This window comes from Streptomyces thermoviolaceus (assembly GCF_045209695.1).
Classification (GTDB): domain Bacteria; phylum Actinomycetota; class Actinomycetes; order Streptomycetales; family Streptomycetaceae; genus Streptomyces; species Streptomyces thermoviolaceus.
Map to the genome: position 1 here is coordinate 3,452,210 of NZ_CP109280.1, position 24,538 is coordinate 3,476,747.

Consider the following 24,538-nt stretch of genomic DNA (forward strand, 5'->3'; position numbering starts at 1 on the left):
CGCGCCGCTCGCCGGCCGCCGGGCGCGCCCCGTACCGGGGAGCCGGTCCCGCCCGCCCTCCGGCGCGGTACCTTCGGTGCACCTTCGTGAGGAGAATGAACGACGTGAGCATGTTGGTGCAGCCGTCCGCCGGAGGGGATCCGTTCGGGACCGCGCGACTGCGGCGCGGGGTGCTGGACGCATGGGCCACCAGCCCGGCCCGGTTCCGGGAGGACGCCAACGCCGAGGAGGACCTGGTCCTCGGCGGCTACCGCGACCGGCTCGTCGTGGAGCTGGCGCAGAACGCCGCGGACGCCGCCGCCCGCGCCGGTGTGCCCGGCCGGCTGCGCCTGACCCTGCGGGACGGGGTGCTGCTGGCCGCCAACACCGGCGCCCCCCTGGACGCGACCGGCGTCGAGTCGCTGGCCACGCTGCGCGCCTCCGCCAAACGGGACACCTCCGCCACCCGCACCCCCTCCGTCGGCCGGTTCGGTGTCGGCTTCGCCGCCGTGCTGGCCGTCACCGACGAGCCCGCCGTGGTCGGCCGGCACGGCGGCGTGCGCTGGTCCCTGGCCGAGGCGCGCGAGCTGGCCGAGCGGACCGCCCGGCACAGCCCCGGCCTGGGCGACGAGATCCGCCGCCGCGACGGGCACGTCCCGCTGCTGCGGCTGCCCTTCGCCGCCGAGGGCACCGCCCCCGACCCCTACGACACGGTCGTCATCCTGCCGCTGCGCGACACCGCCGCCGCGGACCTGGCCGAACGGCTGCTGCGCGGTGTGGACGACGCCCTGCTGCTCGCCCTGCCCGGCCTGACCGAGGTCGTGGTGGAGATCGGCGACGAGGAGCCGCGCACCCTCACCCGCCGCACCGACGGCCCGTTCACCGTCGTCGAGGACTCCCGGCCCTCCGCCGGCACGGACACCGCCCCCGCCGTCACCCACTGGCGCACCGCCGGTGCCGACGGCCCCCTCACCCCCGACCTGCTCGCCGACCGGCCGGTGGAGGAACGGCTGCGCCCGCACTGGTCGGTGACCTGGGCCGTGCCCGTCGACGCCTACGGCAACCCGGTGCGCCCCCGCACCAGCCCCGTCCTGCACGCCCCCACCCCCAGCGACGAACCGATCGGCGTGCCCGCCCTGCTGATCGCCACCTTCCCGATGGACAGCACCCGCCGGCACGTCGCGCCCGGCCCGCTCACCGACTTCCTGGTGCAGCGCGCCGCCGACGCCTACGCCGGGCTGCTCGCCGGCTGGCGGCCGGTCACCGAGGGCGTCATCGACCTGGTGCCCGGACCGCTCGGCACCGGCGAGGTGGACGGCGCGCTGCGGCAGGCGATCCTGCAGCGGCTGCCCCGCACCTCCTTCCTGCCGCCGGCCGTGCCTCCGAAGTCGCCCGAGGACGACCTGCCCGAGTCGCTGCGCCCCCGGGACGCGGAGATCGTCGAGGGCGCGGGCGCCGAGACCGTGCGGGTGCTCGCCGAGGTGCTGCCGACCCTGCTGCCCGCCGGGCTGGAGCGCCGGGCCGAGCTGCGCACCCTGGGCGTGTCCCGGCTGCCGCTGACCGACGCCGTCGACCGGCTGGCCGGCCTGGAGAAGGACCCCGCCTGGTGGCGGCGCCTGTACGACAGCCTCGCCGGCGTCGACCCCGACCGGCTGTCCGGGCTGCCGGTGCCGCTCGCCGACGGGCGCACCACCATCGGGCCGCGGCAGGTGCTGCTGCCCGCGGGGGACGCCACCCCGGTCGACCCGGAGACGCTGGCCCGGCTCGGGCTGAAGGTCGCCCACCCGGACGCCGCGCACCCGGTGCTGGAGAAGCTCGGGGCGCTGCCCGCGACGCCGCGCGCGGTGCTCACCACCCCGCAGGTGCGGGCCGCGGTCGCCGCCTCCCTCGACGAGGACGCCGGAGGCTGGGACGAGGACACCCCCGACGCGGAGGAGCTCGCCGACACCGTCCTCACCCTGGTCCGGCAGGCCGGCCTGGAACCCGGCGACGAACCCTGGCTGGGCGCGCTCGCCCTGCCCGACGAGGACGGCGAACTCGCCCCCGCGGCCGAGCTCGTCTTCCCCGGCGGCCCGTTCCACTCCGTGATGCGCGAGGGCGAACTGCCCTGCGTCGACGCCGAACTGGCCGAGAAATGGGGCGAACAGCCGCTCGCCGCCTGCGGTGTCCTGGTCGACTTCGGCCTCGTGCGGGCCACCGATGTCGTCCTCGACCCGGACGAGCTGGAGCCGCGCGAGAGCGACTGGCCGGAGCCGGACGACCCCGGCCTGCTGGACGCCGTGGACGTCTGGTGCGAGGACGTCCTCGACCGCTTCCCGGACACGCCCGTGCCGCCGGTCGCCACCGAGATCGTCGCCGTGCGCGACCTGGACCTCGTCGACGACGACCGGTGGCCGCGCGCGCTCGCCCTGCTGTCCCGGCCGCCGCTGCGCGACGCGCTCACCCAGCCGGTGCGCGTCCTGCTGCCCGACGGCACCCACGAGACGGTGCGGCCCTACACCGCCTGGTGGCTGCGCGGCCACCCGGTGCTCGGCGGACGCCGCCCGGCCGGACTGCGCGCCGCCGGCTCCGACCCGCTGCTGCGCGGCCTGTACGACGAGGCCGACGCCACCGGCTTCGACGACGAGCAGGTGCTGCACGCCCTCGGGGTGCGCACCTCCGTCGCCGCGCTGCTGGACGAGCCCGGCGGCGCCGCCGAACTCCTCGACCGTCTCGCCGACCCCGACCGCCCGGTCACCGCGGCCCAGCTGCACGCCCTGTACGGGGCGCTGGCCGAACTCGACCCGGAGCAGGTGACGCTGCCCGACGAGCTGCGGGCCGTGGTCGACGGACGGGTGGAGGTCGTGGACGCCGCCGACGCCGTGGTGTGCGACTCCCCGGACCTGCTGCCGTTCACCTCCGGGGTGCCGCTGCTGCCGGTCAGGCCCGCGCTCGCCGCCGAGCTGGCGGAGCTGTTCCAGGTGCGGCGGCTGAGCGAGACCGTCCCCGGAACCGTGGACTCCGAGGGCACCGAGCACGAGGTCCCGGAGGCCGTGCGGGTCCTGCTCGGCCCGCGCACCCCCGCCACCTACGTCGAGCACGAGGAACTCGTCGTCGACGGCACCGAACTGGACTGGCGGCTCACCGACGACGGCGTGCTGCACGCGGCCACCCTGGAGGGCGTGGCCGCGGGACTCGCCTGGGCGGCCGGACAGTGGCCGCGCCGCTTCGAGGTGGCCGCCCTGCTCGAGGACCCCTCCCGCACGGAGGAACTGGCCCGCGACCGCTGGTTCGACTGAGGCCTCCACCGGGAACACGTCCACGTCCCGAACCCGGCGCGCCGGGGAGCCGTCCGGGTGCCGGGGCGGGACGTCTCCTCCGCGGGGCCGCGGCGGGACGCCGGCTCACGGCGTGCTCGACCCGGAGCCTGCCGGTGCGACGGAGGTGCCCGGCGGGACACGGCGGTCGGCCCAGCGCCACAGAACCTCCAGAACGCCCGCCGCCACCGCCGCGACCCCGACCGCCAGAAGCGGCATCGTCGTGCCCACCAGCCGCAGCGCGAAGAAGTCCTGCAGCCAGGGCACGGCCAGCACGCACAGGAACGCCGCGCCCATCGCGGCCACCAGGGCGACGCGCCACCACGTCCAGGGGCGGGCGACGATCGCCAGCACCCAGCCCGCCACCAGGAACAGGGTGAGCGTCGCCACGCTGGTCTCGGCGGCCAGCGCGTCCGGCCCGGTGTAGTGGGCGCGGGCCACCAGATACACGGTGAAGGCGGCCGCCGCGGCCACCGCACCGCCGGGCAGCGCGTAGCGCATCACGCGCCGCACGAAGTGGGGCCGGGCCCGCTCCCGGTTCGGGGCGAGGGCCAGGAAGAACGCCGGGACACCGATGGTCAGCGTGGACAGCAGCGTCAGATGCCGGGGCAGGAACGGGTACTCCACCTGCGCGCAGACCACCAGCACCGCCAGCAGCACCGAGTAGACGGTCTTCACCAGGAACAGGGTCGCCACCCGCGTGATGTTGCCGATCACCCGGCGGCCCTCGGCCACCACCGACGGCAGCACGGCGAAGCTGTTGTCCAGCAGCACGATCTGCGCCACCGCCCGGGTGGCCTCCGCGCCGGAGCCCATGGCCACGCCGATGTCGGCGTCCTTCAGCGCCAGGACGTCGTTCACGCCGTCCCCGGTCATCGCGACGGTGTGGCCGCTCGTCTTCAGGGCGCCCACCATCTGCCGTTTCTGCTGCGGGGTGACCCGCCCGAAGACGGTGGCCCTCTCCAGCTCGCGGGCCATGTCCTGCGGGTCGGCGGGCAGTCGGCGCGCGTCCACGGCGTCACCGCGCAGACCCACCTGGGCGGCCACCGCGCCGACCGAGACCGCGTTGTCGCCGGAGACGACCTTGGTACGGACGTCCTGCTCGGCGAAGTAGCGCAGGGTGTCGGCGGCGTCCGGACGCAGTCGCTGTTCGAGGACGACCAGCGCGGCCGGGATCACCGACCGGGTCACCTCCGCATCGTCCAGGTCGCGGCGGGCGCGGGCGAGCAGCAGCACCCGCAGGCCCTGCTCGTTCAGGCGCGCGGTCTCGGCGAGGGCGGGCGCGTCGGAGGGCAGCAGCACGTCCGGGGCGCCCAGCAGCCAGGTGCTCGACTCGCCGTCGTCCTCGATGAACACCGCACCGCTGTACTTGCGGGCGGAGGAGAACGGCAGGGACTCCACGCAGTGCCACGTCTCACCGTCCGGGCAGGCGTCGATGACCGCCTGCAGGGAGGCGTTGGGGCGCGGGTCGGACTCGCCGAGGGCGCCGAGCGCGGTGCGGACGTACGCCTCGTCGTGGCCGCCGAGCGGACGCACCTCGGCGACCCGCATCCCGCCCTCGGTGAGGGTGCCGGTCTTGTCCAGGCACACGGTGTCGACGCGGGCCAGGCCCTCGATGGCGGGCAGCTCCTGCACCAGGCACTGCCTGCGGCCCAGCCGGATCACGCCGATCGCGAAGGCGACGGAGGTGAGCAGGACCAGCCCCTCCGGGACCATGGGGACGATGCCGCCGACGGTCCGGGCCACGGAGTCCGCGAGGTCGGCGTGCTCCACGACGAGCTGGCTGATCACCAGGGCGACGGCCGTCGGCACCATCATCCAGGTGACGTACTTGAGGATGGTGGAGATGCCGCTGCGCAGCTCGGAGTGGACCAGGGTGAACCGGGAGGCCTCCTCGGCGAGCTGCGCGGCGTAGGCCTCCCGGCCGACCCGGGTGGCCTGGAAGGCGCCGCCGCCGGCGACGACGAAACTGCCGGACAGCACGGGATCACCGGGCCGTTTGGCCACCGGGTCGGCCTCGCCGGTGAGCAGCGACTCGTCGATCTCCAGCCCGTCGGCCTCCACGCAGGTGCCGTCCACGACGATCTTGTCGCCGAGGCCGACCTCGATCACGTCGTCCAGGACGATGTCGGCGGTGGACACCACGGTGGCGGTGCCGTCGCGGCGCACCGTGGGCCGGGCCTCGCCGACCACCGCGAGCGCGTCCAGGGTCTGCTTGGCCCGCCATTCCTGCAGGATGCCGATGCCGGTGTTGGCGAGGATCACGAAGCCGAAGAGGCTGTCCTGGATCGGCGCGACGCACAGCATGATCACCCACAGCACGCCGATGATCGCGTTGAAGCGGGTGAGGACGTTCGCGCGGACGATGTCGGTCAGGGACCGGCTGCTGCGGACCGGGACGTCGTTGACCTCGCCGCGGGCGACACGCTCGGCGACTTCGGCCCAGGTCAGCCCGGTCGCCGGCGGTACCTGCGCTCTGCGCGCCGGCGGCGCGGGCCCGGCACGTGCCGGCTGCGCGTCCGCGTCGAGACGGGTCATGTCATCGACGGTACGTAAGGATGCGCCGCTTCACCGCTCGAGCGGCGGCAGGGGCGCCGGTCAGTCCCGGGACGCCGGATGGCCGTCGGGCGCCGGGGTCTCCTCGCGCCGGGCCGCGGCGCGTTTGATCGCCGCGTCGCGCCGGCGGACGTACCAGATGCCGACGACACCGAGGCCGGCGCCCGTCAGGCAGGTCCACAGCCACCAGGTGTGGCCGTGGTCGGCGAACCAGCCGTAGAAGGGGAGCTGGACCAGGAAGAGGACGAACCAGACGATCGTGCCGCCGGTGATGGTGGCGACCACGGGGCCCTCCAAGGGCTCCGGTGCTTCGTGCTTGGGGGTCCACTTCGCCATGGCCTCAGCTTACGGCCCGGGGCGAGGGCGGTGTCCGGCCGCCGGGGGCCGGGGGAGGGCGGCGGGCCGGGCGGCGGACGCCGCGCCGTCCGGGTGGCAGACGCCGGGAAGACCGGGAGGCCGGTGGCCGGGAGGAACGGGAGGGCGGGTGCCGAGCGGCCTGGGAGGCGGGTGCGGCGGGGCCCGGGACAACGGCGCGGAGAGACCTGAGAGACAGGCGCAGAGATTAGCCTTTTCGGGCTTCATATGTTCATACTGAATCGGTCCGAGCTTGACCGCTTCTCTTCGTAGGAATCTACCAACGACCCCCTCGAGGGGCCTGTCGGTGACCGACGGCGGCCAGGCTCGATCACGCATGTCCCCGTCCCAGCCCCGGTACGCCCCGTACCTGCCGCATCTTCGAGGTCATTCGCATGCCCACCTCGGCCACCGCCCAGGTCCCCGCCCCCGAGACGCCGGGGACACCGCCCCGTTACGGCGCCCTGGACCGCTACTTCAAGATCTCCGAGCGGGGGAGCACCCTGGCCCGCGAGATCCGCGGCGGTTTCGCCACCTTCTTCGCGATGGCCTACATCATCGTGCTGAACCCGATCATTCTGGGCAGCGCGAAGGACATGTACGGGCACCAGCTGGACAACGGGCAGCTGGTCACCGCGACCGCCCTGACCGCCGCGTTCACCACGCTGCTCATGGGTGTCGTCGGCAATGTGCCGATCGCCCTCGCCGCCGGTCTCGGCGTCAACACCGTCGTCGCGCTGCAGCTCGCCCCGCGCATGTCCTGGCCCGACGCCATGGGCATGGTGGTGCTGGCCGGTTTCGTGGTGATGCTGCTGGTGGCCAGCGGCCTGCGGGAGCGGGTGATGGCCGCCGTGCCGTACGGCCTGCGCAAGGGCATCGCCATCGGCATCGGCCTGTTCATCATGCTGATCGGTCTGGTCGACTCCGGCTTCGTCTCCCGGATCCCGGACGCCGCCAACACCACCGTTCCGCTCCAGCTGGGCGCCGACGGCCATCTCAACGGCTGGCCGGTCCTGGTCTTCGTGCTGGGCGTGCTGCTCACGCTCGCCCTGCTGGTGCGCAAGGTGCCGGGCGCCATCCTGATCTCGATCATCGCCATGACCGTGGTCGCGGTGATCATCGAGGCGGTCGCCCAGGTGCCGTCCTGGGGTCTGACCACCCCGAAGTGGCCGGGCAACCCGGTCTCCACCCCCGACTTCGGCCTGGTCGGTCAGGTCAGCCTGTTCGGCGGGTTCGAGAAGGTCGGCGTGCTCAACGGCGTCCTGTTCGTCTTCACGGTGCTGCTGTCGTGCTTCTTCGACGCCATGGGCACGATCATGGGCATCGGCGACGAGGCGAAGCTCACCGACGCCGAGGGGCAGATGCCGGGCATCAACCGGGTCCTGTTCGTCGACGGCATCGCGGTCGCGGCCGGCGGTGCGACCTCCTCCTCCGGCACCACCTGCTTCGTGGAGTCCACGGCGGGCGTCGGCGAGGGCGCGCGGACCGGCTTCGCCAACGTCGTCACCGGCGTGCTGTTCGCCCTCTCCCTCTTCCTGGTGCCGGTGGCCACCATGGTCCCGTCCCAGGCGGCCACCCCCGCCCTGGTCGCGGTCGGCTTCCTGATCCTGGCCGGCTCCATCCGGGAGATCGACTGGTCGGACTTCACCATCGCCATCCCGGCCTTCGTGACGATGCTGATGATGCCGTTCACCTACTCCATCACCAACGGCATCGGCATGGGCTTCATCACCTTCGTGGTGCTGCGCCTGGCCACCGGTCGTGCCCGGGAGATCCCGGTGGCGATGTACGTGGTGGCGGCGGTCTTCGCCTTCTACTACCTGATGCCGGCCCTGAACCTGACCTGACCCGTGGGCCCGGCCCGCCAAGCGGTCCCGCGGGGTCAGGTGACCCCGTAGAACCGCTCCGTCTCCTCGACGGCGGCCTGGAACCGTTCGTCGAAATCACTGCGGATGAGCGTCCGGACGACATAGTCCTGGACGCTCATTCCTCTTCTGGCGGCATGACGGCGGAGCCGCTCGAGCAGCTCGCGGTCCATGCGCAGGCTGAGCACGCTGGTGGCCATGGAGTCGAGGGTTGCCGCGATGATCGGCGCCCTGTGGTGCGTTTCCGGCCTACATCACTCGTACGGGTGATTCTCGGCGGACACGAACGGCGCAGTGGCCAGGATCACTGCCAGACGGGTGATATGCATTGGTATTTAGCTAGGGTAATGAGTTACCCTAAAGACCATGCCGGACCTTAGCCATGGCGACGACGCGGCCGCCGTGAACTCGCTGCGCTCCGCCCTCATGCGACTCTCCCGCCGTCTCAAGCACCAGCGGGTGGACGAGTCGCTCAGCCCCACCGAGATGTCGGTGCTCGGCACCCTTGCCAACTGCGGCAGCGCCACCCCGGGCGAGCTGGCCCGCAAGGAGCACGTGCAGCCGCCGTCGATGACCCGCATCGTGGCCCTGCTGGAGGCCAAAGGGCTGGTCCGTCTGGAGCCGCACCCCGAGGACCGGCGCCAGAAGGTCGTCACCCAGACGGAGCAGGCCGTCACGATGCTGGAGGAGAGCCGCCGCAAGCGGAACGCCTTCCTGGCCGGTCTGATCGACGGTCTCGACGACGACGAATGGGCGAAGCTGCGCGCGGCCGCTCCCGTGCTGGAGAAGCTCGCTCATCTGTAAGCACGCCCAGCGAGGAGGCGAACCCTTTTGAGTACGGGATCGGGAGACAACTCGGCCCCCGCACCGACCACCCACGATTCCCAGACCTCCACCGACTCCCCCCGTAATTCCTCGATGTTCAGCTCCCTGAAGATCAGGAACTACCGCCTGTTCTTCCTGGGGCAGGTCGTCTCCAACACCGGCACCTGGATGCAGCGCATCGCCCAGGACTGGTTGGTGCTCAGTCTCACCGGTTCCTCCGCCGCGGTCGGCATCACCACCGCCCTGCAGTTCCTGCCGATGCTGCTGTTCGGCCTGTACGGCGGCGTCCTCGTCGACCGCCTGCCCAAGCGGCCGACCCTGCTGTGCACCCAGTCCGTGATGGCCCTGACCGGCCTCGCGCTCGCCGGCCTCACCCTGTCCGGCCACGTCCAGGTCTGGCACGTCTACCTCGCCGCCTTCGTCATGGGCCTGGCCACCGTCCTGGACAACCCGGCCCGCCAGACCTTCGTCTCGGAGATGGTCGGCCCGCAGCAGCTGCAGAACGCGGTCAGCCTCAACTCCGCGAACTTCCAGTCCGCCCGGCTCATCGGCCCCGCCGTCGCCGGCGTGATGATCACCTCGGTGGGCACCGGCTGGGCCTTCCTCGTCAACGGCCTGTCCTTCGCCGCCCCCATCACCGGCCTGCTGCTCATGCGCGCCCGTGAGCTGCACGTCGTCGAGCGCGCCCCGCGCGGCAAGGGTCAGCTCCGCGAGGGCCTGCGCTACGTCGCCGGCCACCCGAACCTGCTCTGGCCGATCGTGCTGGTCGGCTTCATCGGCACCTTCGGTTTCAACTTCCCGGTGTGGCTGTCCGCCTACGCCGACGACGTCTTCCACGCGGGCGCCGGCGCCTACAGCCTGTTCAACACCGTGATGGCGGTCGGCTCCCTGGCCGGAGCGCTGCTCGCCGCCCGCCGCGGCACCGCCCGGCTGCGCCTGCTGATCGCGGCGGCCGCCGCCTTCGGCGCGCTGGAGATCGTCGCCGCGGTGGCCCCGGAGTACTGGCTGTTCGCCCTGCTGATGGCGCCGATCGGGGTCTTCGGTCTGACGGTCAACGTCACCGCGAACACCACGGTGCAGATGGGCACCGCCCCTGCCATGCGCGGCCGGGTGATGTCCCTGTTCATGATGGTCTTCGTGGGCGGCACCCCGCTGGGCGCGCCGCTGGTCGGCTGGATGACCGACACCTGGGGCGCCCGCGCCGGCTTCGCCGTGGGCGGGGCGATCTCCCTCGTCGCGGCCGTCACCATCGGCCTGCTGCTGGCCCGCGCGGGCGGGCTGCGGCTGTCGGTGGGCTGGAACCACGGCCACCCGCAGGTGCGATTCGTGCCGAAGGAGGGCCGGGAGGAACTGGCCCCGGCGGCCTGAGGACCGCTGACGCACGCCCCGCGAACGGCCGGGGGACCGCGCCGTCGTCCACCGGATCGCGGGGCGCTGCCGGGGATCCGCGCACTGGAGCGCGGGGCGACCGCCGGGGACACTGGCCCCATGAGACTCTTCGCGGCGCTGGTGCCGCCGGACGACGTCGTCGACCGGCTCGCCCGCACGGTCGCCGAACTGCGGCGGCTGCCCGGCGCCGACGGCCTGCGCTGGACCGGACGCCCGGGCTGGCACCTCACCCTCGCCTTCTACGGCGAGGTGGACGCCGACACCGTCCCCGAGCTGTCGGACCGGCTGGGCCGCGCGGCCGGACGCACCCCCGCCTTCTCGCTCGCCCTGCGCGGCGGCGGGCAGTTCGGGCGGGGCAGCGCCCTGTGGGCCGGCGCGGACGGCGATCTGCGCACCCTGGGGCTGCTGGCCTCCCGAGCGGAGGCGGCCGCCCGCAAGGCCGGAGTGCCGATGGGCGAGCACCGGCCCTACACGGCGCATCTGACGGTGGCGCGCGGCCGCGGCCGCCACACGGTGGACGTCCGGCCCTGGGTGCGGGCGCTGCAGGACTTCTCCAGCCGGCCGTGGACCGTGGACGAGCTGCTGCTCGTGCGCAGCCTGCTCCCCGGGTCCGGGGTGCCGGGTGCACAGCCCCGCTATGAAACGGTCGGCCGCTGGCCGCTGAACGGGGCCCGATAGTCTCGAAGGGTGGACCCGAAAACCCGGAACCGGATCATGGCCGGTGCGCTCGTGCTGATGTTGGCTGTCGTCGCCCTGGCGGCCGCGCTCGGCAAGTGAAGCCGGGCACGGCCGTCGACGGTCACCGGTGACCGGTGGCCCGAGGGCGTCTCACCAGGCGAAGGCCTCCGGGGACGGACCCGGGCCCGGGAAGATCTCGTCCAGGCCGGCCAGCAGTTCCTCGCCGAGCTTCAGCTCCACCGCCCGCAGCGCGGACCGGAGCTGTTCGGCGGTGCGCGGGCCGATGATGGGCCCCGTCACCCCGGGACGGGTGAGCAGCCAGGCCAGCGCGACCTCGCCGGGCCGCAGACCGTGCTTGTCGACCAGGTTCTCGTAGGCCTGGATCCTCGCCCGCTGGGCCGGGTCGTTCAGCGCGTCGGCCGCGCGGCCGGAGGAGCGGCGCCCGCCCTCGGTCTCCTTCTTGATCACTCCGCCGAGCAGCCCGCCGTGCAGCGGCGACCAGGGGATGACACCGAGGCCGTAGTCCCGCGCGGCCGGGATGACCTCCATCTCGGCGCGCCGCTCGGCCAGGTTGTACAGGCACTGCTCGCTCACCAGGCCGATGGTGCCGCCGCGGCGCGCGGCGATCTCGTTCGCCTGGGCGATCTTGTAGCCGGGGAAGTTGGACGAGCCGACGTACAGGATCTTGCCCTGCTGGACGAGGACGTCGACGGCCTGCCAGATCTCCTCGAACGGGGTGTCCCGGTCGATGTGGTGGAACTGGTAGACGTCGATGTGATCGGTCTGCAGCCGCTTCAGGCTGGCGTCGACGGCCCGGCGGATGTTCAGCGCCGAGAGCTTGTCGTGGTTGGGCCACGCGGGACCGTCCTGGCCCATGGTGCCGTACACCTTGGTCGCCAGGACCACCTTGTCGCGGCGGTCACCGCCCTTGGCGAACCAGTTGCCGATGATGGTCTCGGTGCGGCCCTTGTTTTCGCCCCAGCCGTAGACGTTGGCGGTGTCGAAGAAGTTGATGCCGGCGTCCAGCGCCTCGTCCATGATCGCGTGGCTGTCCGCCTCGTCGGTCAGCGGACCGAAGTTCATGGTGCCGAGGACCAGCCGGCTGACCTTGCAACCGGTGCGTCCGAGCTGCGTGTATTCCATGGTCCCCAAGCCAACGCCGGGGAACGGCCCAGGACAAGATCCAAAGCCGGTCGGTCGCGCGGAACCTCACCGGTGTGCAGGACGAGACCGACGGGGTGGCGGTCATGTCGCCGTCGGTGCCGAAGGCGACGGTCAGTCGCCGAGGCGGTCGCCGTCCCGGGGCCGGCGGTACCGGTGGCACGTTCCCTGGCAGGGACCGACCACGAGGTGGACGGGTGCCTCAGCGGTGGCGTACGCGGCCGGCTGCCGTACGTACGGACGCGCGCACCCGCGCGGTACAACAGGCCGCACGTCCGCAAGGACACGCCGCTGCCCGCTCATGCCGTGCGCGGGGCCGCGTACTCCCCTCCGATGCCCCACGCCTGATGCAGTGTCGCGGCGAACGCCGCCGCGAGGGCGTGCTCGCCGCGCTCGTTGGGGTGGGTGCCGTCGTAGGTGTGGGTGTCGATGGCGTAGTCGTCCGGCGGGGACGCCAGCAGCAGCGGGGAGCGGGGCTCGTCCAGGTCGGCCACGGTCTTGGCCAACAGTTGGTTGAACAGGTCCACCTGGGCGGCGAACGGCTCGTCCTCGCGGGCACGGATGTTGGGGATCACCGGCAGCAGGATCATCCGGATGCGGTCGTTCGCGGCCCGGGCGCCCGCCACGAAGGCGCGCACGTTGGCGATGGTCTGCCCGGCGTCGGTGTAGAAACCGAGGTCGATCAGGCCCAACGACACCAGCAGCACGTCCGCGCGGCAGGTGCGCACCGCGTCCTCGACGACCGGGGCCATGTGGATCCAGCCCTCGCCCCAGCCGGCCAGATGGCAGCGGGGGAAGCCGGGGTCACGGCCGGCGTAGTCGAGGGAGACCGGCGCGTCGGCGGCCTTGTCGTACAGCGCTTCGCGGGGGCCCACCAAGGTGAACTCCCCGTCGCAGGTGGCGCGCAGATGCTGCCACAGCCGGTAGCGCCAGGTGTGCTCCCCCGCGCTGCCGATCGTCATGGAGTCACCGATGGGCATGAACCTGAGCATTCGCTCATCATGGACGACTCCGAGCGCGCGTGTCGCGTGACGTCCCCCACGGGCGGGATGTGCACGCCTGAGGCTTGACGGTCCCGGACCGGCCCGCACGGCGCGCGGGGGATGGCAGGCTTGGCCCATGCGCCGACCGTCCGTCCTGTTCGCCACGGTCCTCCTCGCCGGGGGCCTGTCCGCCGCGCCCGCCCTCGCCGCCGACGGGAACCAGAGCTTCACGATCAAGGATCCGCGGATCACGGAGTCCAGCGGGCTCGCCGCCTCGCGGCTGCATCCCGGTATCTACTGGACGCACAACGACAGCGACGACGGCCCCTACCTGTACGCCGTGGACAGCGCCACCGGCAGGACGGTCGCCCGCATCACGCTCAGCGGCATCGGCTCGCCCCGCGACGTGGAGGCCATCTCCATCGGCCCCGGCAACCAGATCTACGTCGGCGACATCGGCGACAACCTCGGCGGCACGTGGCCCTACGTCTGGATCTACCGGCTGCCCGAGCCGGAGAAGCTGGTGGACCAGACCGTCCGGGCCACGCAGTACGTGGTGAAGTACTCCGACGGCCCCCGCGACGCCGAGTCGCTGATCGTGGACCCGAAGACCGGACGCCCGTACATCATCGACAAGCACCAGGACGGCGGCCACCTGTACGAGGGCCCGGCGCAGCTGTCGCCCACCGGCGTCAACGTCTTCCGGCCCGTCGCCCCCGTCGACCTGTGGGCCACCGACGCGGCCCTGTCCCCGGACGGCACCCAGCTCGCCGTGCGCGGCTACTTCGGAGGGATCTACTACGACTGGAACGGCGGGAAGATCGAGCGCAAGGGACGGCTGAACGTCCCGCTGCAACGGCAGGGCGAGTCGATCACCTACAGCGCCGACGGCACGCATCTGCTCTACGGCAGCGAGGGCGCCGACAGCCCGGTGACGGCGGAGAAGGCGCCGGGCGGCGGGGCGGGCGACGGCGGCGCCACCACACCGTCCCCGAGCGGCAGTTCGGGCCTGTCCGGTGCGGTGGGCGACCACGGCACGCCGCTCACGCTCGGTGCCCTGGCCGCGGTCGCGGTCGTGGTCCTCGCGGGCATCGGAGTGCTGCGGCGGCGACGGGGCTGAGGGCAGTGAGCCGGGAAAGACGGGGCTGAGGGCAGAGAGCCGGGAAAGACGGGGCTGAGGGCAGAGAGCCGGGAAAGACGGGGCTGAGGGCAGAGAGCCGGGAAACGCGAAGGGCGCCCGGTGGATCACCGGGCGCCTTGTCGCGGTCGTGACACCGCATCGGGCCGCACACAGGTCGTGCACGCCGTACACACTGCCGAACGGCGGTCGGCGGTCGGCGGGTTGCCGGTCGACGGTCGGCCGTGGACGGGCGGCTACAGCTTCTCGATCACGTAGTCGATGCACGTGGTCAGCGCCTCGATGTCGGCCGGGTCGACGGCCGGGAACATCGCGATGCGCAGCTGGTTGCGGCCGAGCTTGCGGTACGGCTCGGTGTCCACGATGCCGTTGGCCCGCAGCGCCTTGGCGACGGCGGCGGCGTCGATGTCGTCGGAGAAGTCGATCGTGCCGATGACCTGGGACCGCTTGGCCGGGTCGGCCACGAACGGGGTGGCGTACTTGGCCTCCTCCGCCCAGGTGTACAGCCGGGTCGAGGAGTCCTTGGTGCGGGCGGTGGCCCAGTCCAGACCGCCCTGGCCGTTGATCCACTCCAGCTGCTTGTCGAGCAGGAAGAGCGTGGCGAGGGCCGGGGTGTTGTACGTCTGGTTCTTGCGGGAGTTGTCGATCGCCGTGGGCAGCGAGAAGAACTCGGGGATGTGCCGGCCGGAGGCGTGGATGCGCTCGGCGCGCTCGATCGCGGCCGGGGAGAAGATGCCGATCCACAGGCCGCCGTCGGAGGCGAAGGACTTCTGCGGGGCGAAGTAGTAGACGTCGGTCTCGGCGATGTCGACCGGCAGACCGCCGGCGCCGCTGGTGGCGTCCACCAGGACCAGCGCGCCCTCGTCGGCGCCCGCGACCCGCTCGATGGGCATGGCCACGCCGGTGGAGGTCTCGTTGTGGGTGAAGGCGTACACGTCCACGCCGGCCTCGGCCTGCGGCTCCGGGTGGGTGCCCGGGTCGGTGGCGATGACGGTCGGCTCGGCCAGCCACGGGGCCTTCTGCGCGGCCTTGGCGAACTTGGAGGAGAACTCGCCGAAGCTGAGGTGCTGCGACTTGTTCTCGATCAGACCGTGGGTCGCGATGTCCCAGAACGCGGTGGAGCCGCCGTTGCCGAGGATCACCTCGTAGCCGTCGGGGAGCCGGAACAGCTCACGGATGCCCTCACGCACCTGGCCGACCAGGTTCTTCACCGGGGCCTGACGGTGGGAGGTGCCCATGAGGGACGTGCCCGTGGCGGCGAGGGCGTTCAGCGCCTCGGTCCGCACCTTGGAGGGACCCGCGCCGAAACGTCCGTCCGCGGGCTTGATGTCAGAGGGAATCCGGATCTCAGCCACGTGCCGGAGGGTATCTCCTCGGCGAAACCGGGCCGAATGGTGTCCGTTCGATGAGACGACGAGCGCCGCCTCGTGGACTGGTCGGGATCTACGAAGAGCGGCGGGGCGCGGTCGTCCGTGTTCACCCGAAATGGGGAGTGGGTGGCCTCTGGGGGCGGGGTGACGAGATGCGGGGCCGAGCGGGTCGGGGTGGAGTGACGAGATGCGGGGCCGAGCGGGTCGGGGGCGACGAGGCAGGGCGCCCTAGCGGGCGGGGCGGGTGTCCTGCCGTTGCTTCCGTTCCGTGGGTGCGCGCCGTGGCCCCTCGTTGCGTGGTCGTGCCGGACGGGGACGTGGGCATGCTGACACCATGAGCGATCAGCATGCCCCGCACGGATCCGCCGGTGACGACGGTGACACGGGCGATCTCGCGGCCCGGCTGCGCCGGCACGTCCGCGGGGAGGTGCGGTGCGACACCACCGCGCGGGCCCTGGTGACCATGGACGCCTCCAACTACCGCAGGGTCCCGTTGTGCGTGGTCGCGCCGCGGGACGCCGACGACGTGTCGGCGGTGCTCGAGGTGTGCCGGGAGCGTGGGGTGCCGGTGGTGGCGCGCGGCGGCGGCACCTCCATCGCCGGGCAGGCGACCGGCACCGGCGTGGTCCTGGACTTCACCCGGTACATGAACCGGCTGCTGGACCTCGACCCGGACGCGCGGACCGCCGTCGTCCAGCCCGGCCTGGTCCTGGACCGGCTGCAGGAGGCCGCCGCACCGCACGGGCTGCGCCTCGGGCCCGACCCGTCCACGCACAGCCGCTGCACCCTCGGCGGCATGATCGGCAACAACTCCTGCGGCTCCCACTCCGTGGCCTGGGGCACGACCGCGGACAACGTGCGCGAGCTGTCGGTGGTCACCGCGCGCGGCGAGCGCCTGCGGCTCGGCCGGAACTGGGCCGGGGCACCGGGCGGACTGCGGGAGCTGGTGGAGGGCGAACTGGCCCGGCTGCGCACCGGCTTCCCGCAGCTGCCCCGGCGCATCTCCGGGTACGCCCTGGACGCCCTGCTGCCGGAGCGAGGCGCGGACGTGGCACGGTCCTTCTGCGGCTCCGAAGGCACCCTCGCACTGCTCACCGAGGCCGTCGTGGACCTCGTGCAGGCACCTGCCGCACGGGCGCTGGCGGTGCTGGGGTACGCCGACGAGAGCGCGGCCGCCGAGGCCGCCGCCCAGCTGCTGCCGCTCGAGCCGCTCACCGTGGAGGGCATGGCCCGGGACCTGGTGCCCGGAGCCGGGACCGCCCTGCCCCGCGGTGACGCCTGGCTGTTCGTGGAGACCGGCGGGCGGACGGAGGGCGAGGCACGCGCCAGGGCCGAGGCGATCGTGCGCGCCGCCGACGTCGTCGACGCGCAGGTGGTGACCGACCCGGCCGGGCAGCGCGCGCTGTGGCGCATCCGGGAGGACGCCAGCGGCACCGCCACCCGGATGCCCGACGGTTCGGAGGCCTGGCCCGGCTGGGAGGACTGCGCGGTGCCGCCCGCCCGGCTCGGCGACTACCTGCGGGAGTTCCGCGCCCTGCTCACCGCCCACGGGCTGCGCGGCACCCCCTACGGGCACTTCGGGGACGGCTGCATCCACGTCCGCATCGACTTCGACCTGCTGACCGAGGCGGGCGTCGCCCGCTTCCGGCGCTTCTCGGAGGAACTGGCGGACCTGGTGGTGGCGCACGGCGGCTCGCTGTCCGGGGAGCACGGCGACGGCCAGGCCCGCGCCGAGCTGCTGCCGAAGATGTACGGCCCCGAGACGGTGGCCCTGTTCGAGCGGACCAAGGCCGTCTGGGACCCGGACGACCTGCTCAACCCGGGGATGCTGGTCCGCCCCGCCCCGCTGGACGCCTCGCTGCGGTTCGCCGTGCTGCCCGGAGAGCCGGTCGAGGTGGCCTTCGGCTACCCGGCCGACGGCGGCGACTTCACCGCCGCGGTGCGCCGCTGCGTGGGCGTCGCCAAGTGCCGCACCACACAGGCGCAGGGCGCGGCGGTGATGTGCCCGTCGTTCCGGGCGACCGGCGAGGAGGAGCACTCCACGCGCGGGCGTGCCCGGCTGCTGCACGAGATGCTCGCCGGGGAGCTGATCACCGACGGCTGGCGCTCCACCGAGGTCAGGGACGCGCTCGATCTGTGCCTGTCCTGCAAGGGCTGCCGCTCCGACTGCCCCGTCGGGGTCGACATGGCCACCTACAAGGCGGAGTTCCTGCACCACCACTACGCGGGGCGGCGCCGCCCGGCCGCCCACTACAGCATGGGACGGCTCCCGCAGTGGCTGCGCTGGACGGCCCGCACCCGCACCGCCCCGCTCGTCAACGCCCTCACCGCTCTGCGTCCCCTGGCCGCCGTGGCCAAGCGGGTCGCCGGCATCGCTCCCGAGCGGGACGTCCCGCACCTGGCCGCCGAGCCGTTCACCCGGTGGTGGCGCCGCCGGCGGCCGCGGTCCGATGCGGGGGCGGGCGAGCTGGTCGTGCTGTGGCCGGACACCTTCACCGAGCACTTCTCGCCCTCGGTGGGCCGGGCAGCGGTACGGGTGCTGGAGGCGGCCGGGCTGCGGGTGGCGCTGCCGCCGACCCTGCGCCTGCCCCGGCCGCCGGTCGGCGACGGGCGGTCGGTCACCGTGAACCCCGTCGCCCTGCTGCGCGGCCGCGGCCGGGTGTGCTGCGGTCTGACGTACATCTCCACGGGCCAGCTCGACCGGGCCCGTACGGTGCTGCGCCGCACCCTGGATCTGATGGACCCGGTGCTGCGCAGCTCGGCCCCCGTGGTCGTGCTGGAGCCGAGCTGTGCCGCCGCCCTGCGCTCCGACCTGCCCGAACTGCTGCCCGACGACCCGCGCGCCCATGCCCTGGCCGCGCGCGTGGTGACCTTCGCCGAGACCCTCCAGCGGCACGCGCCGCACTGGACGCCGCCCCGGGTGGACCGCCCGGTCGCCGGGCAGACCCACTGCCATCAGCACGCCGTGCTGGGCGACACGGCGGACCGCCGGCTGCGCGCGGCCGCGGGCCTGCACGGCGACCTCTCGGGCGGCTGCTGCGGCCTGGCCGGCGATTTCGGTTTCACCGCGGGCCACTTCGAGGTGTCCCGGGCCTGCGCCGAGGAGCAGCTGCTGCCGGCGGTGCGGCAGGCCGCGAAGGGCACGGTGGTCCTGGCGGACGGCTTCTCCTGCCGCACCCAACTGGCCCAGCTGGCCGGGGTACGGGCCCGGCATCTGGCGGAGACGCTGGCCGAGGCCCTGGACGCCGTCGAGGGGCCGGGCTCGGGGAGCGGGAACCCGGCGGAGCGGGAACCCGGCGGGTCCAGGGGTGACACCGGGGAAGGGACACGGTGACGCCAGAGGACGGACACGGTGACGCCAGAGGACGGACACGGTGACGCCAGAGGACGGACACGGTGACGCCAGAGGACGGACACGGTGACGCCACGGGAGGGACTCGGCGGCACCAGGGGAGGGGCGCGGTGACGCCGCTTCGGTGGCCGGCCTCCGACGCCCGCAAAGCCGATCCGGTGACCACGCCGGGGCGGCACCGGCGGCCGGCACCGCCTCCTGCCGCAAGACAGCCGAGACGGCCGACACGGGCCGACACGGGCAGAGACGGGCCGACACGGGCCGGGACGGCCAGGACGGCCGAGGCGGTCGAGACAGTTGCGTCTGCGTTTCTCACCCCTGACGCGGGCCACTACGCTGAGCGTTTCGGGGTGACTCGTCCCGCGCGGACCCACCCGAGAAGCGCCCCGACGTGACCCCGAGACAGACCCGTACGCCCTCGCCTTCCTGGACCGCCCGTGAGCACGCCCCGTACCGCCACCGGGTCCTCACCGGACCCGGTCACCACCGCCCCGGGACCCGGCGGAACTCCCCGCCCCAAGGGACGGTTCGCCTCGCTCGGTCCGGTCGGCCTGGTGCTCGCCGGCGGCGTCTCCGTGCAGTTCGGCGGCGCACTGGCGGTGAGTCTGATGCCGCGCGCGGGCGCGCTCGGCGTCGTGACCCTGCGGCTGCTGGTCGCCGCGGTCGTGCTGCTCGCGGTCTGCCGGCCCCGGCTGCGCGGGTACTCGCGCTCCGACTGGGGCACGGTCGTCGTGTTCGGCATCGCGATGGCCGCGATGAACGGCCTCTTCTACCAGGCCGTCGCCCGCATCCCGCTCGGTCCCGCCGTCACCCTGGAGGTGCTCGGCCCGCTCGCCCTGTCCGTGCTGGCCTCCCGCCGGCTGATCAACGTGCTGTGGGCGGGGCTGGCGCTGTGCGGGGTGTTCCTCCTGGGCGGCGGAGGCTTCGACGGGCTCGACGCCGCCGGCGTCGGCTTCGCGCTGGGCGCGGGCGCCATGTGGGCGGCGTACATCGTCTTCAGCGCGCGGACCGGGCGGCGCTTCCCGCAGGCCGACGGGCTGGCCCTGGCGATGGCGGTCGGCGCGGTGCTGTTCCTGCCGCTCGGCATCGCCGAGTCGGGGGCGAAACTCGTGGACCCGACGACGTTCGGGCTGGGCGCGGCGGTGGCGGTGCTGTCGTCCGTGCTGCCCTACACCCTCGAACTGCTCGCGCTGCGCCGCCTGCCCGCCTCCACCTTCGCGATCCTGATGAGCCTGGAGCCGGCCATCGCCGCCACGGCCGGGTTCCTGGTGCTCGGCCAGGCCCTCGTGCCGCTGGAGGTGGTCGCGATCGCCCTGGTCATCGTGGCCAGCATGGGCGCGGTGCGCACACAGGCCGGGCGGGGCGCACGATCCCGCCCGGCCCGCGACTCCTGACCGCCGGGGCTGTTCGCCGCGCGGGGCCGCGCCGTACGGCGGACCGGCGCGAGCCCTCCCGCCGGTCCGGCTCAGTGCGGGAACGTGGGCTCAGTGCGCGAGGTGGCCGTACCCCGGGATCTCACGCACGCTGCGCGGGCCCGGACCCACATAGCGGGCCGTGGGGCGCACCAGGCGGCCGGTGCGCTTCTGCTCCAGGATGTGCGCCGACCAGCCCGCGGTGCGCGCGCAGGTGAACATCGAGGTGAACAGGTGCGCCGGCACCTCGGCGAAGTCCAGCACGATCGCCGCCCAGAACTCCACGTTGGTGGCCAGCACCCGGTCCGGGCGACGGTTGTGCAGCTCCTCCAGCGCCGCCTTCTCCAGTGCCTCGGCCACCTCGAAGCGCGGCGCGCCCAGCTCACGGGCGGTACGGCGCAGCACCCGCGCCCGCGGGTCCTCCGCCCGGTAGACGCGGTGGCCGAAGCCCATCAGCCGCTCACCGCGGTCCAGTGCCGCCTTGACGTAGCCCTCGGCGTCCCCGGTCCGCTCGATCTCCTCGATCATGCCCAGCACCCGGGAGGGCGCCCCGCCGTGCAGCGGGCCGGACATCGCGCCCACCGCCCCGGACAGGGCCGCCGCCACGTCCGCTCCGGTGGAGGCGATGACCCGGGCGGTGAACGTGGAGGCGTTCATGCCGTGCTCGGCGGCCGACGTCCAGTAGGCGTCCACGGCCGCCACATGCTTCGGGTCCGGCTCCCCGCGCCAGCGGATCATGAACCGCTCGGTGATGGTGCGGGCCTTGTCGATCTCCCGCTGCGGCACCATCGGCAGCCCCTGTCCGCGTGCCGACTGGGCGACGTAGGACAGCGCCATCACCGCCGCCCGGGCCAGGTCCTCGCGGGCCTGCTCGGCGTCGATGTCCAGCAGCGGTCTCAGTCCCCACACCGGCGCCAGCATCGCCAGCGCGGCCTGGACGTCCACCCGTACGTCACCCGAGTGGACGGGGATCGGGAACGGCTCGGCGGGCGGCAGCCCCGGGTCGAAGGCGCCGTCGACGAGCAGCCCCCACACGTTCCCGAAGGAGACGTGCCCCACCAGCTCCTCGATGTCGACACCCCGGTACCGGAGGGCGCCGCCCTCCTTGTCCGGTTCGGCGATCTCCGTCTCGAACGCGACGACTCCCTCGAGTCCGGGCACGAAATCGGACATCAGGCGGCTCCTCGTGGTCGGTGCGGCAGAGGGTGCGTGCACTGGATGACGACGGCCCAGTGCCGGCGGGTCGGGAATGCGGCGGTGTGGGTTGCGTGGGACGTGCGGGCCCGAGCGGTCCGCGGTGGGTACGCCGGCGCGCGGACCGGGACGGCACCCGAGTGAGTGCCCCGCGTGGCCGGCTCTCACCCGGCCGGGGACGGGAGCAGCACCATAACCCCGGGTGCCACGATTGAGGAGGGTCTGCGACACCCGGTGCCATGCGTGAGACGGGACACCTCCGCCGCCGGATGCCGCCGGGCATGGGGCAAGATGACCGCGTGACCGCTCCAGACGCCGGAACACCAGACGCCGGACCGCACGACGTCCGGGACGCCGAAGCAGCGCAGGCGCAGGAGACCGCGCCGTTCGACCTGGCCGCCATGCGGAAGCACTACCGTGCGGAGGGCCTGACCGAGGCGGACCTGGCCGCCACCCCGGTGGAGCAGTTCGCCCGCTGGTTCCGGCAGGCCGCCGCGGAGGCACACCTGTTCGAGCCGAACGCCATGGTGGTCTCCACCGCCGACGCCGAGGGCCGGCCCAGCTCCCGCACCGTGCTGCTCAAGCACTTCGACGAGCAGGGCTTCGTCTTCTACACGAACTACCACTCCCGCAAGGCCCGCGACCTCGCCGAGAACCCGTACGTGTCGCTGCTGTTCCCCTGGCACCCCATGGCCCGCCAGGTCATCGTCCAGGGCGTGGCCCGCCGCACCGGACGGGACGAGACCGCCGCGTACTTCCGCACCCGCCCGCACGGCTCCCAGCTGGGCGCCTGGGCCAGCGCCCAGTCGACGGTCATCGCGAGCCGGGCGGAACTCGACGCCTCCTACGCCGCCCTGGCCGCCCGCTACCCGGAGGGCGAGCAGGTCCCCGTCCCGCCGCACTGGGGCGGTTTCCGGGTCGTGCCCGAGTCCGTGGAGTTCTGGCAGGGACGGGAGAACCGCCTCCACGACCGGCTGCGCTACGTCGCCGGACCGGACGGCGACTGGCGCGTGGAGCGGCTCAGCCCCTGAATCGCGGGCCCGGGACCTTTCCGTGCACGCAGACGGTCTGTGCACGCAGACGGTCCGTGCACGGAGACGGTCCGGGACGGTCCGTGCACGGGGACGGCCTGGGACGGTCCGTGCACGGGGACGGTCTGGGACGGTCTGTGCACGCAGACGGCCCGCGAGCTGGGTCCTGGCGCCTGGGGCGCAAGGAGCCGGCCGGACGTACCGGCAGCTCGCGGGCCGGGTGACTGCTTGGGATTGGGCCGGCTGCACGCATCGCGCACGTGCTGGTCCGGCACCGCACTCGGTGGGTGACGGGCCGCTAGCCCGCAGCCACCTCACGCGTCCGGTAGTCAAACATCTGCCGAACCACCTCCCTTCTCGTGTACCGCCACCCTAGGAACCGCCTCGGCGGCGCTCAACCGCTTTTTCCCCGCCCGCGCTCAGAGCCAGGTCCAGGGCGGCGGCGACATGTGCGGCGACGTCCTCGGCGTGGGCGGTGTCGCCACGGTCGAAGGAGGAACGGCTGGGGCCGCGCAGGAAGGTGAGGACCCCGAGGGTGCGGCCCCGGCTGCGCAGCGGGGTGCACAACGCGTGCACGGTCTCCGCCGGCCACTGGCGGGCCAGGGCCCAGGAGCGGGCGCGGTCGGCCGTCGTCGTGCCCGCACCGGCCCGCACGGAAGAACCCCGCTCGAGGCACTGCAGCGCGGGGTGCCCCTCCCCGTAGCCGACGGGCAGGCCCGCACGGCCGGTGACCACGCTGGGCCCGGCACCGGTGGCCGGGGTGGCGGCGACACGGACCAGCCGCACCGGAGTTCTCTCCGCCTTCTCCGTGGTCTCCGTCTCCGCCTTCTCCACGGCGTCGTCCGGCGGTGCCGGGCCGCTCACCCGGTCCAGCAGGGCGTGGTCGGCGAACCCGGCCAGCGCGAAGTCGAGGTGGGTGGTGGCGGCGTCCCACGGGTCCTCGCACTCGGCGGCGACCCGGACGGCGCGGTGCAGCTGCTGGGTACGGAACCGCAGCAGCGCCGCCTCCTGCTCGGCCCGCTTGGTGTCGGTGACGTCGGTGAACAGCCAGGCCACCCCCAGCGGAACCGGTTCTTCGGCGAGCGGGGACGACAACCGGACGAAGCCGCTGCGCCAGCAGCGGCGCCGCTCGCCCTCCGGGCCGCGCACCCCCACCCAGATCTCCGCGGGCGCCGGCGGCGCACCCTCCGCCAGAACGTGGGCCAGCGCGCTCTCCAGTTCCTCCACGCCCCGGCACAGCAGGTCGCCCAGCGGACGGCCGAGCGCGGCCGTGCGGCCGACGCCGAGGGCGCGGGCCGCGTGCGCGTTGACGACGGCCGGCCGCAGATCGGCGTCGACCAGGACCACACCCCAGGCGGCGTTCTCGAACAGCGCCTCGCTGAGCGCGATGGACCGCTCCAGGTCGATCTGCGCATGCACCTCGCTGAAGGCGCAGTACACGCCCGCGGGTGTGCCGTCGGGGCCGCGCACGGCCGCGGACTGGGTGCGCACCAGGACCCGGCGGCCGTCCTTGGTGACCAGCGCGAACTCGTCCACCTGGCGGCCGGGCGCGTGCATCGCCGACATCAGCCGCCGTTCGACCTCCTCGGCGTCCGCGCTGCGCACCGCCCACCCGGCGAAGCCGTGCCGGCCGACCGCCTCGGCGGCGCTCCAGCCGAGGATGCGCTCGGCCTCGCGGTTCCAGTGGGTGACGGTGCCGTGCGCGTCGAAGGCGCACAGCGCCGCGTCCATGCCGTCGAGCAGGGCGGCGAGCAGATCGGCGCCGGCACCGTCGGCCGGGCCGGCGGCGTCCTGCTCGCCCGGGCCGCGCTGCTCCCGCGGTCCGGCACGGTCCGGTCCGGGACCGTCCGGCGGGATCGCGTCCGCGGCCCCACTGCGCCGGGAAGCACTCACCTCAACCCCCACTGCAGGTGCGTCCGCACGTACGGTGCGCGGATCCGCTCACTGGCCATCAT

17 protein-coding genes are annotated in these 24,538 nt (G+C 73.6%); 9 read left to right on the forward strand and 8 right to left on the reverse strand.

Annotation, left to right across the window (positions count from 1 at the left end; translation table 11 throughout):
• Positions 1 to 104 precede the first annotated feature (104 nt).
• A complete protein-coding gene (locus tag OG899_RS15200) occupies positions 105 to 3,257 on the forward strand; it encodes a sacsin N-terminal ATP-binding-like domain-containing protein (protein WP_168131713.1) in 3,153 nt (1,050 codons plus the stop codon).
• A gap of 105 nt (positions 3,258 to 3,362) precedes the next feature.
• Here the strand turns inward: OG899_RS15200 and OG899_RS15205 are convergent, their stop codons facing one another.
• Positions 3,363 to 5,813, reverse strand: a complete 2,451-nt coding sequence (locus OG899_RS15205) for an HAD-IC family P-type ATPase (protein WP_189427797.1) — start codon at positions 5,811 to 5,813, stop codon at positions 3,363 to 3,365.
• Positions 5,814 to 5,873: 60 nt separating this feature from the next.
• Positions 5,874 to 6,167, reverse strand: coding sequence for a DUF2530 domain-containing protein (locus OG899_RS15210; RefSeq protein WP_168131714.1), 294 nt, complete (start codon positions 6,165 to 6,167; stop codon positions 5,874 to 5,876).
• Between the two features lie 413 nt (positions 6,168 to 6,580).
• On the opposite strand from OG899_RS15210, the gene OG899_RS15215 reads away from it, so the two are divergent.
• The gene (locus tag OG899_RS15215; protein WP_125500645.1) at positions 6,581 to 8,032 is read left to right on the forward strand and encodes an NCS2 family permease; all 1,452 of its coding nucleotides are present in this window, start codon (positions 6,581 to 6,583) and stop codon (positions 8,030 to 8,032) included.
• 35 nt (positions 8,033 to 8,067) lie between these two features.
• Here OG899_RS15215 and OG899_RS15220 read toward each other — a convergent pair whose 3' ends face one another.
• The gene (locus OG899_RS15220; protein ID WP_125500644.1) at positions 8,068 to 8,250 is read right to left on the reverse strand and encodes a ribbon-helix-helix protein, CopG family; all 183 of its coding nucleotides are present in this window, start codon (positions 8,248 to 8,250) and stop codon (positions 8,068 to 8,070) included.
• Between the two features lie 166 nt (positions 8,251 to 8,416).
• Between OG899_RS15220 and OG899_RS15225 the strand changes: the two genes are divergently transcribed.
• From OG899_RS15225 to thpR, 3 genes are all read left to right on the forward strand, one after another.
• Positions 8,417 to 8,854 (forward strand): MarR family winged helix-turn-helix transcriptional regulator, encoded by a 438-nt coding sequence (locus OG899_RS15225; RefSeq protein WP_125500643.1) that lies wholly within the window; start codon positions 8,417 to 8,419, stop codon positions 8,852 to 8,854.
• 27 nt (positions 8,855 to 8,881) lie between these two features.
• Positions 8,882 to 10,243 carry an MFS transporter gene (locus OG899_RS15230; protein ID WP_125500642.1) on the forward strand — a complete coding sequence of 454 codons (1,362 nt, stop codon included), beginning with the start codon at positions 8,882 to 8,884 and terminating at the stop codon, positions 10,241 to 10,243.
• 120 nt (positions 10,244 to 10,363) lie between these two features.
• On the forward strand, positions 10,364 to 10,942 hold the full coding sequence (gene thpR, locus OG899_RS15235) for an RNA 2',3'-cyclic phosphodiesterase (protein ID WP_125500641.1): 579 nt from the start codon (positions 10,364 to 10,366) through the stop codon (positions 10,940 to 10,942).
• Between the two features lie 150 nt (positions 10,943 to 11,092).
• On the opposite strand, the gene OG899_RS15240 is transcribed toward thpR, so the two are convergent.
• Positions 11,093 to 12,085, reverse strand: coding sequence for an aldo/keto reductase (locus OG899_RS15240; RefSeq protein WP_125500640.1), 993 nt, complete (start codon positions 12,083 to 12,085; stop codon positions 11,093 to 11,095).
• A 317-nt stretch (positions 12,086 to 12,402) separates the two neighbouring features.
• The gene (locus OG899_RS15245) at positions 12,403 to 13,095 is read right to left on the reverse strand and encodes a GDSL-type esterase/lipase family protein (protein WP_125500639.1); all 693 of its coding nucleotides are present in this window, start codon (positions 13,093 to 13,095) and stop codon (positions 12,403 to 12,405) included.
• Positions 13,096 to 13,222: 127 nt separating this feature from the next.
• Here OG899_RS15245 and OG899_RS15250 point away from each other — a divergent pair, with 127 nt between their 5' ends.
• Positions 13,223 to 14,206 carry a WD40 repeat domain-containing protein gene (locus OG899_RS15250; protein ID WP_125500638.1) on the forward strand — a complete coding sequence of 328 codons (984 nt, stop codon included), beginning with the start codon at positions 13,223 to 13,225 and terminating at the stop codon, positions 14,204 to 14,206.
• A gap of 254 nt (positions 14,207 to 14,460) precedes the next feature.
• Here the strand turns inward: OG899_RS15250 and serC are convergent, their stop codons facing one another.
• Positions 14,461 to 15,579, reverse strand: a complete 1,119-nt coding sequence (gene serC / locus OG899_RS15255; protein ID WP_125500637.1) for a phosphoserine transaminase — start codon at positions 15,577 to 15,579, stop codon at positions 14,461 to 14,463.
• 349 nt (positions 15,580 to 15,928) lie between these two features.
• Here serC and OG899_RS15260 point away from each other — a divergent pair, with 349 nt between their 5' ends.
• Entirely contained in the window at positions 15,929 to 18,928 is a 3,000-nt protein-coding gene (locus tag OG899_RS15260) for an FAD-binding and (Fe-S)-binding domain-containing protein (protein WP_125499867.1), read from the forward strand.
• A 455-nt stretch (positions 18,929 to 19,383) separates the two neighbouring features.
• A complete protein-coding gene (locus OG899_RS15265; protein WP_168131761.1) occupies positions 19,384 to 20,340 on the forward strand; it encodes a DMT family transporter in 957 nt (318 codons plus the stop codon).
• A 90-nt stretch (positions 20,341 to 20,430) separates the two neighbouring features.
• Here the strand turns inward: OG899_RS15265 and OG899_RS15270 are convergent, their stop codons facing one another.
• Positions 20,431 to 21,531, reverse strand: coding sequence for a citrate synthase 2 (locus OG899_RS15270; protein ID WP_125499865.1), 1,101 nt, complete (start codon positions 21,529 to 21,531; stop codon positions 20,431 to 20,433).
• A gap of 422 nt (positions 21,532 to 21,953) precedes the next feature.
• Here OG899_RS15270 and pdxH point away from each other — a divergent pair, with 422 nt between their 5' ends.
• On the forward strand, positions 21,954 to 22,583 hold the full coding sequence (gene pdxH / locus OG899_RS15275; RefSeq protein ID WP_125499871.1) for a pyridoxamine 5'-phosphate oxidase: 630 nt from the start codon (positions 21,954 to 21,956) through the stop codon (positions 22,581 to 22,583).
• Between the two features lie 372 nt (positions 22,584 to 22,955).
• On the opposite strand, the gene OG899_RS15280 is transcribed toward pdxH, so the two are convergent.
• Positions 22,956 to 24,476 carry a PAS domain-containing protein gene (locus tag OG899_RS15280; protein ID WP_125499864.1) on the reverse strand — a complete coding sequence of 507 codons (1,521 nt, stop codon included), beginning with the start codon at positions 24,474 to 24,476 and terminating at the stop codon, positions 22,956 to 22,958.
• Between the last annotated feature and the right edge of the window lie 62 nt (positions 24,477 to 24,538).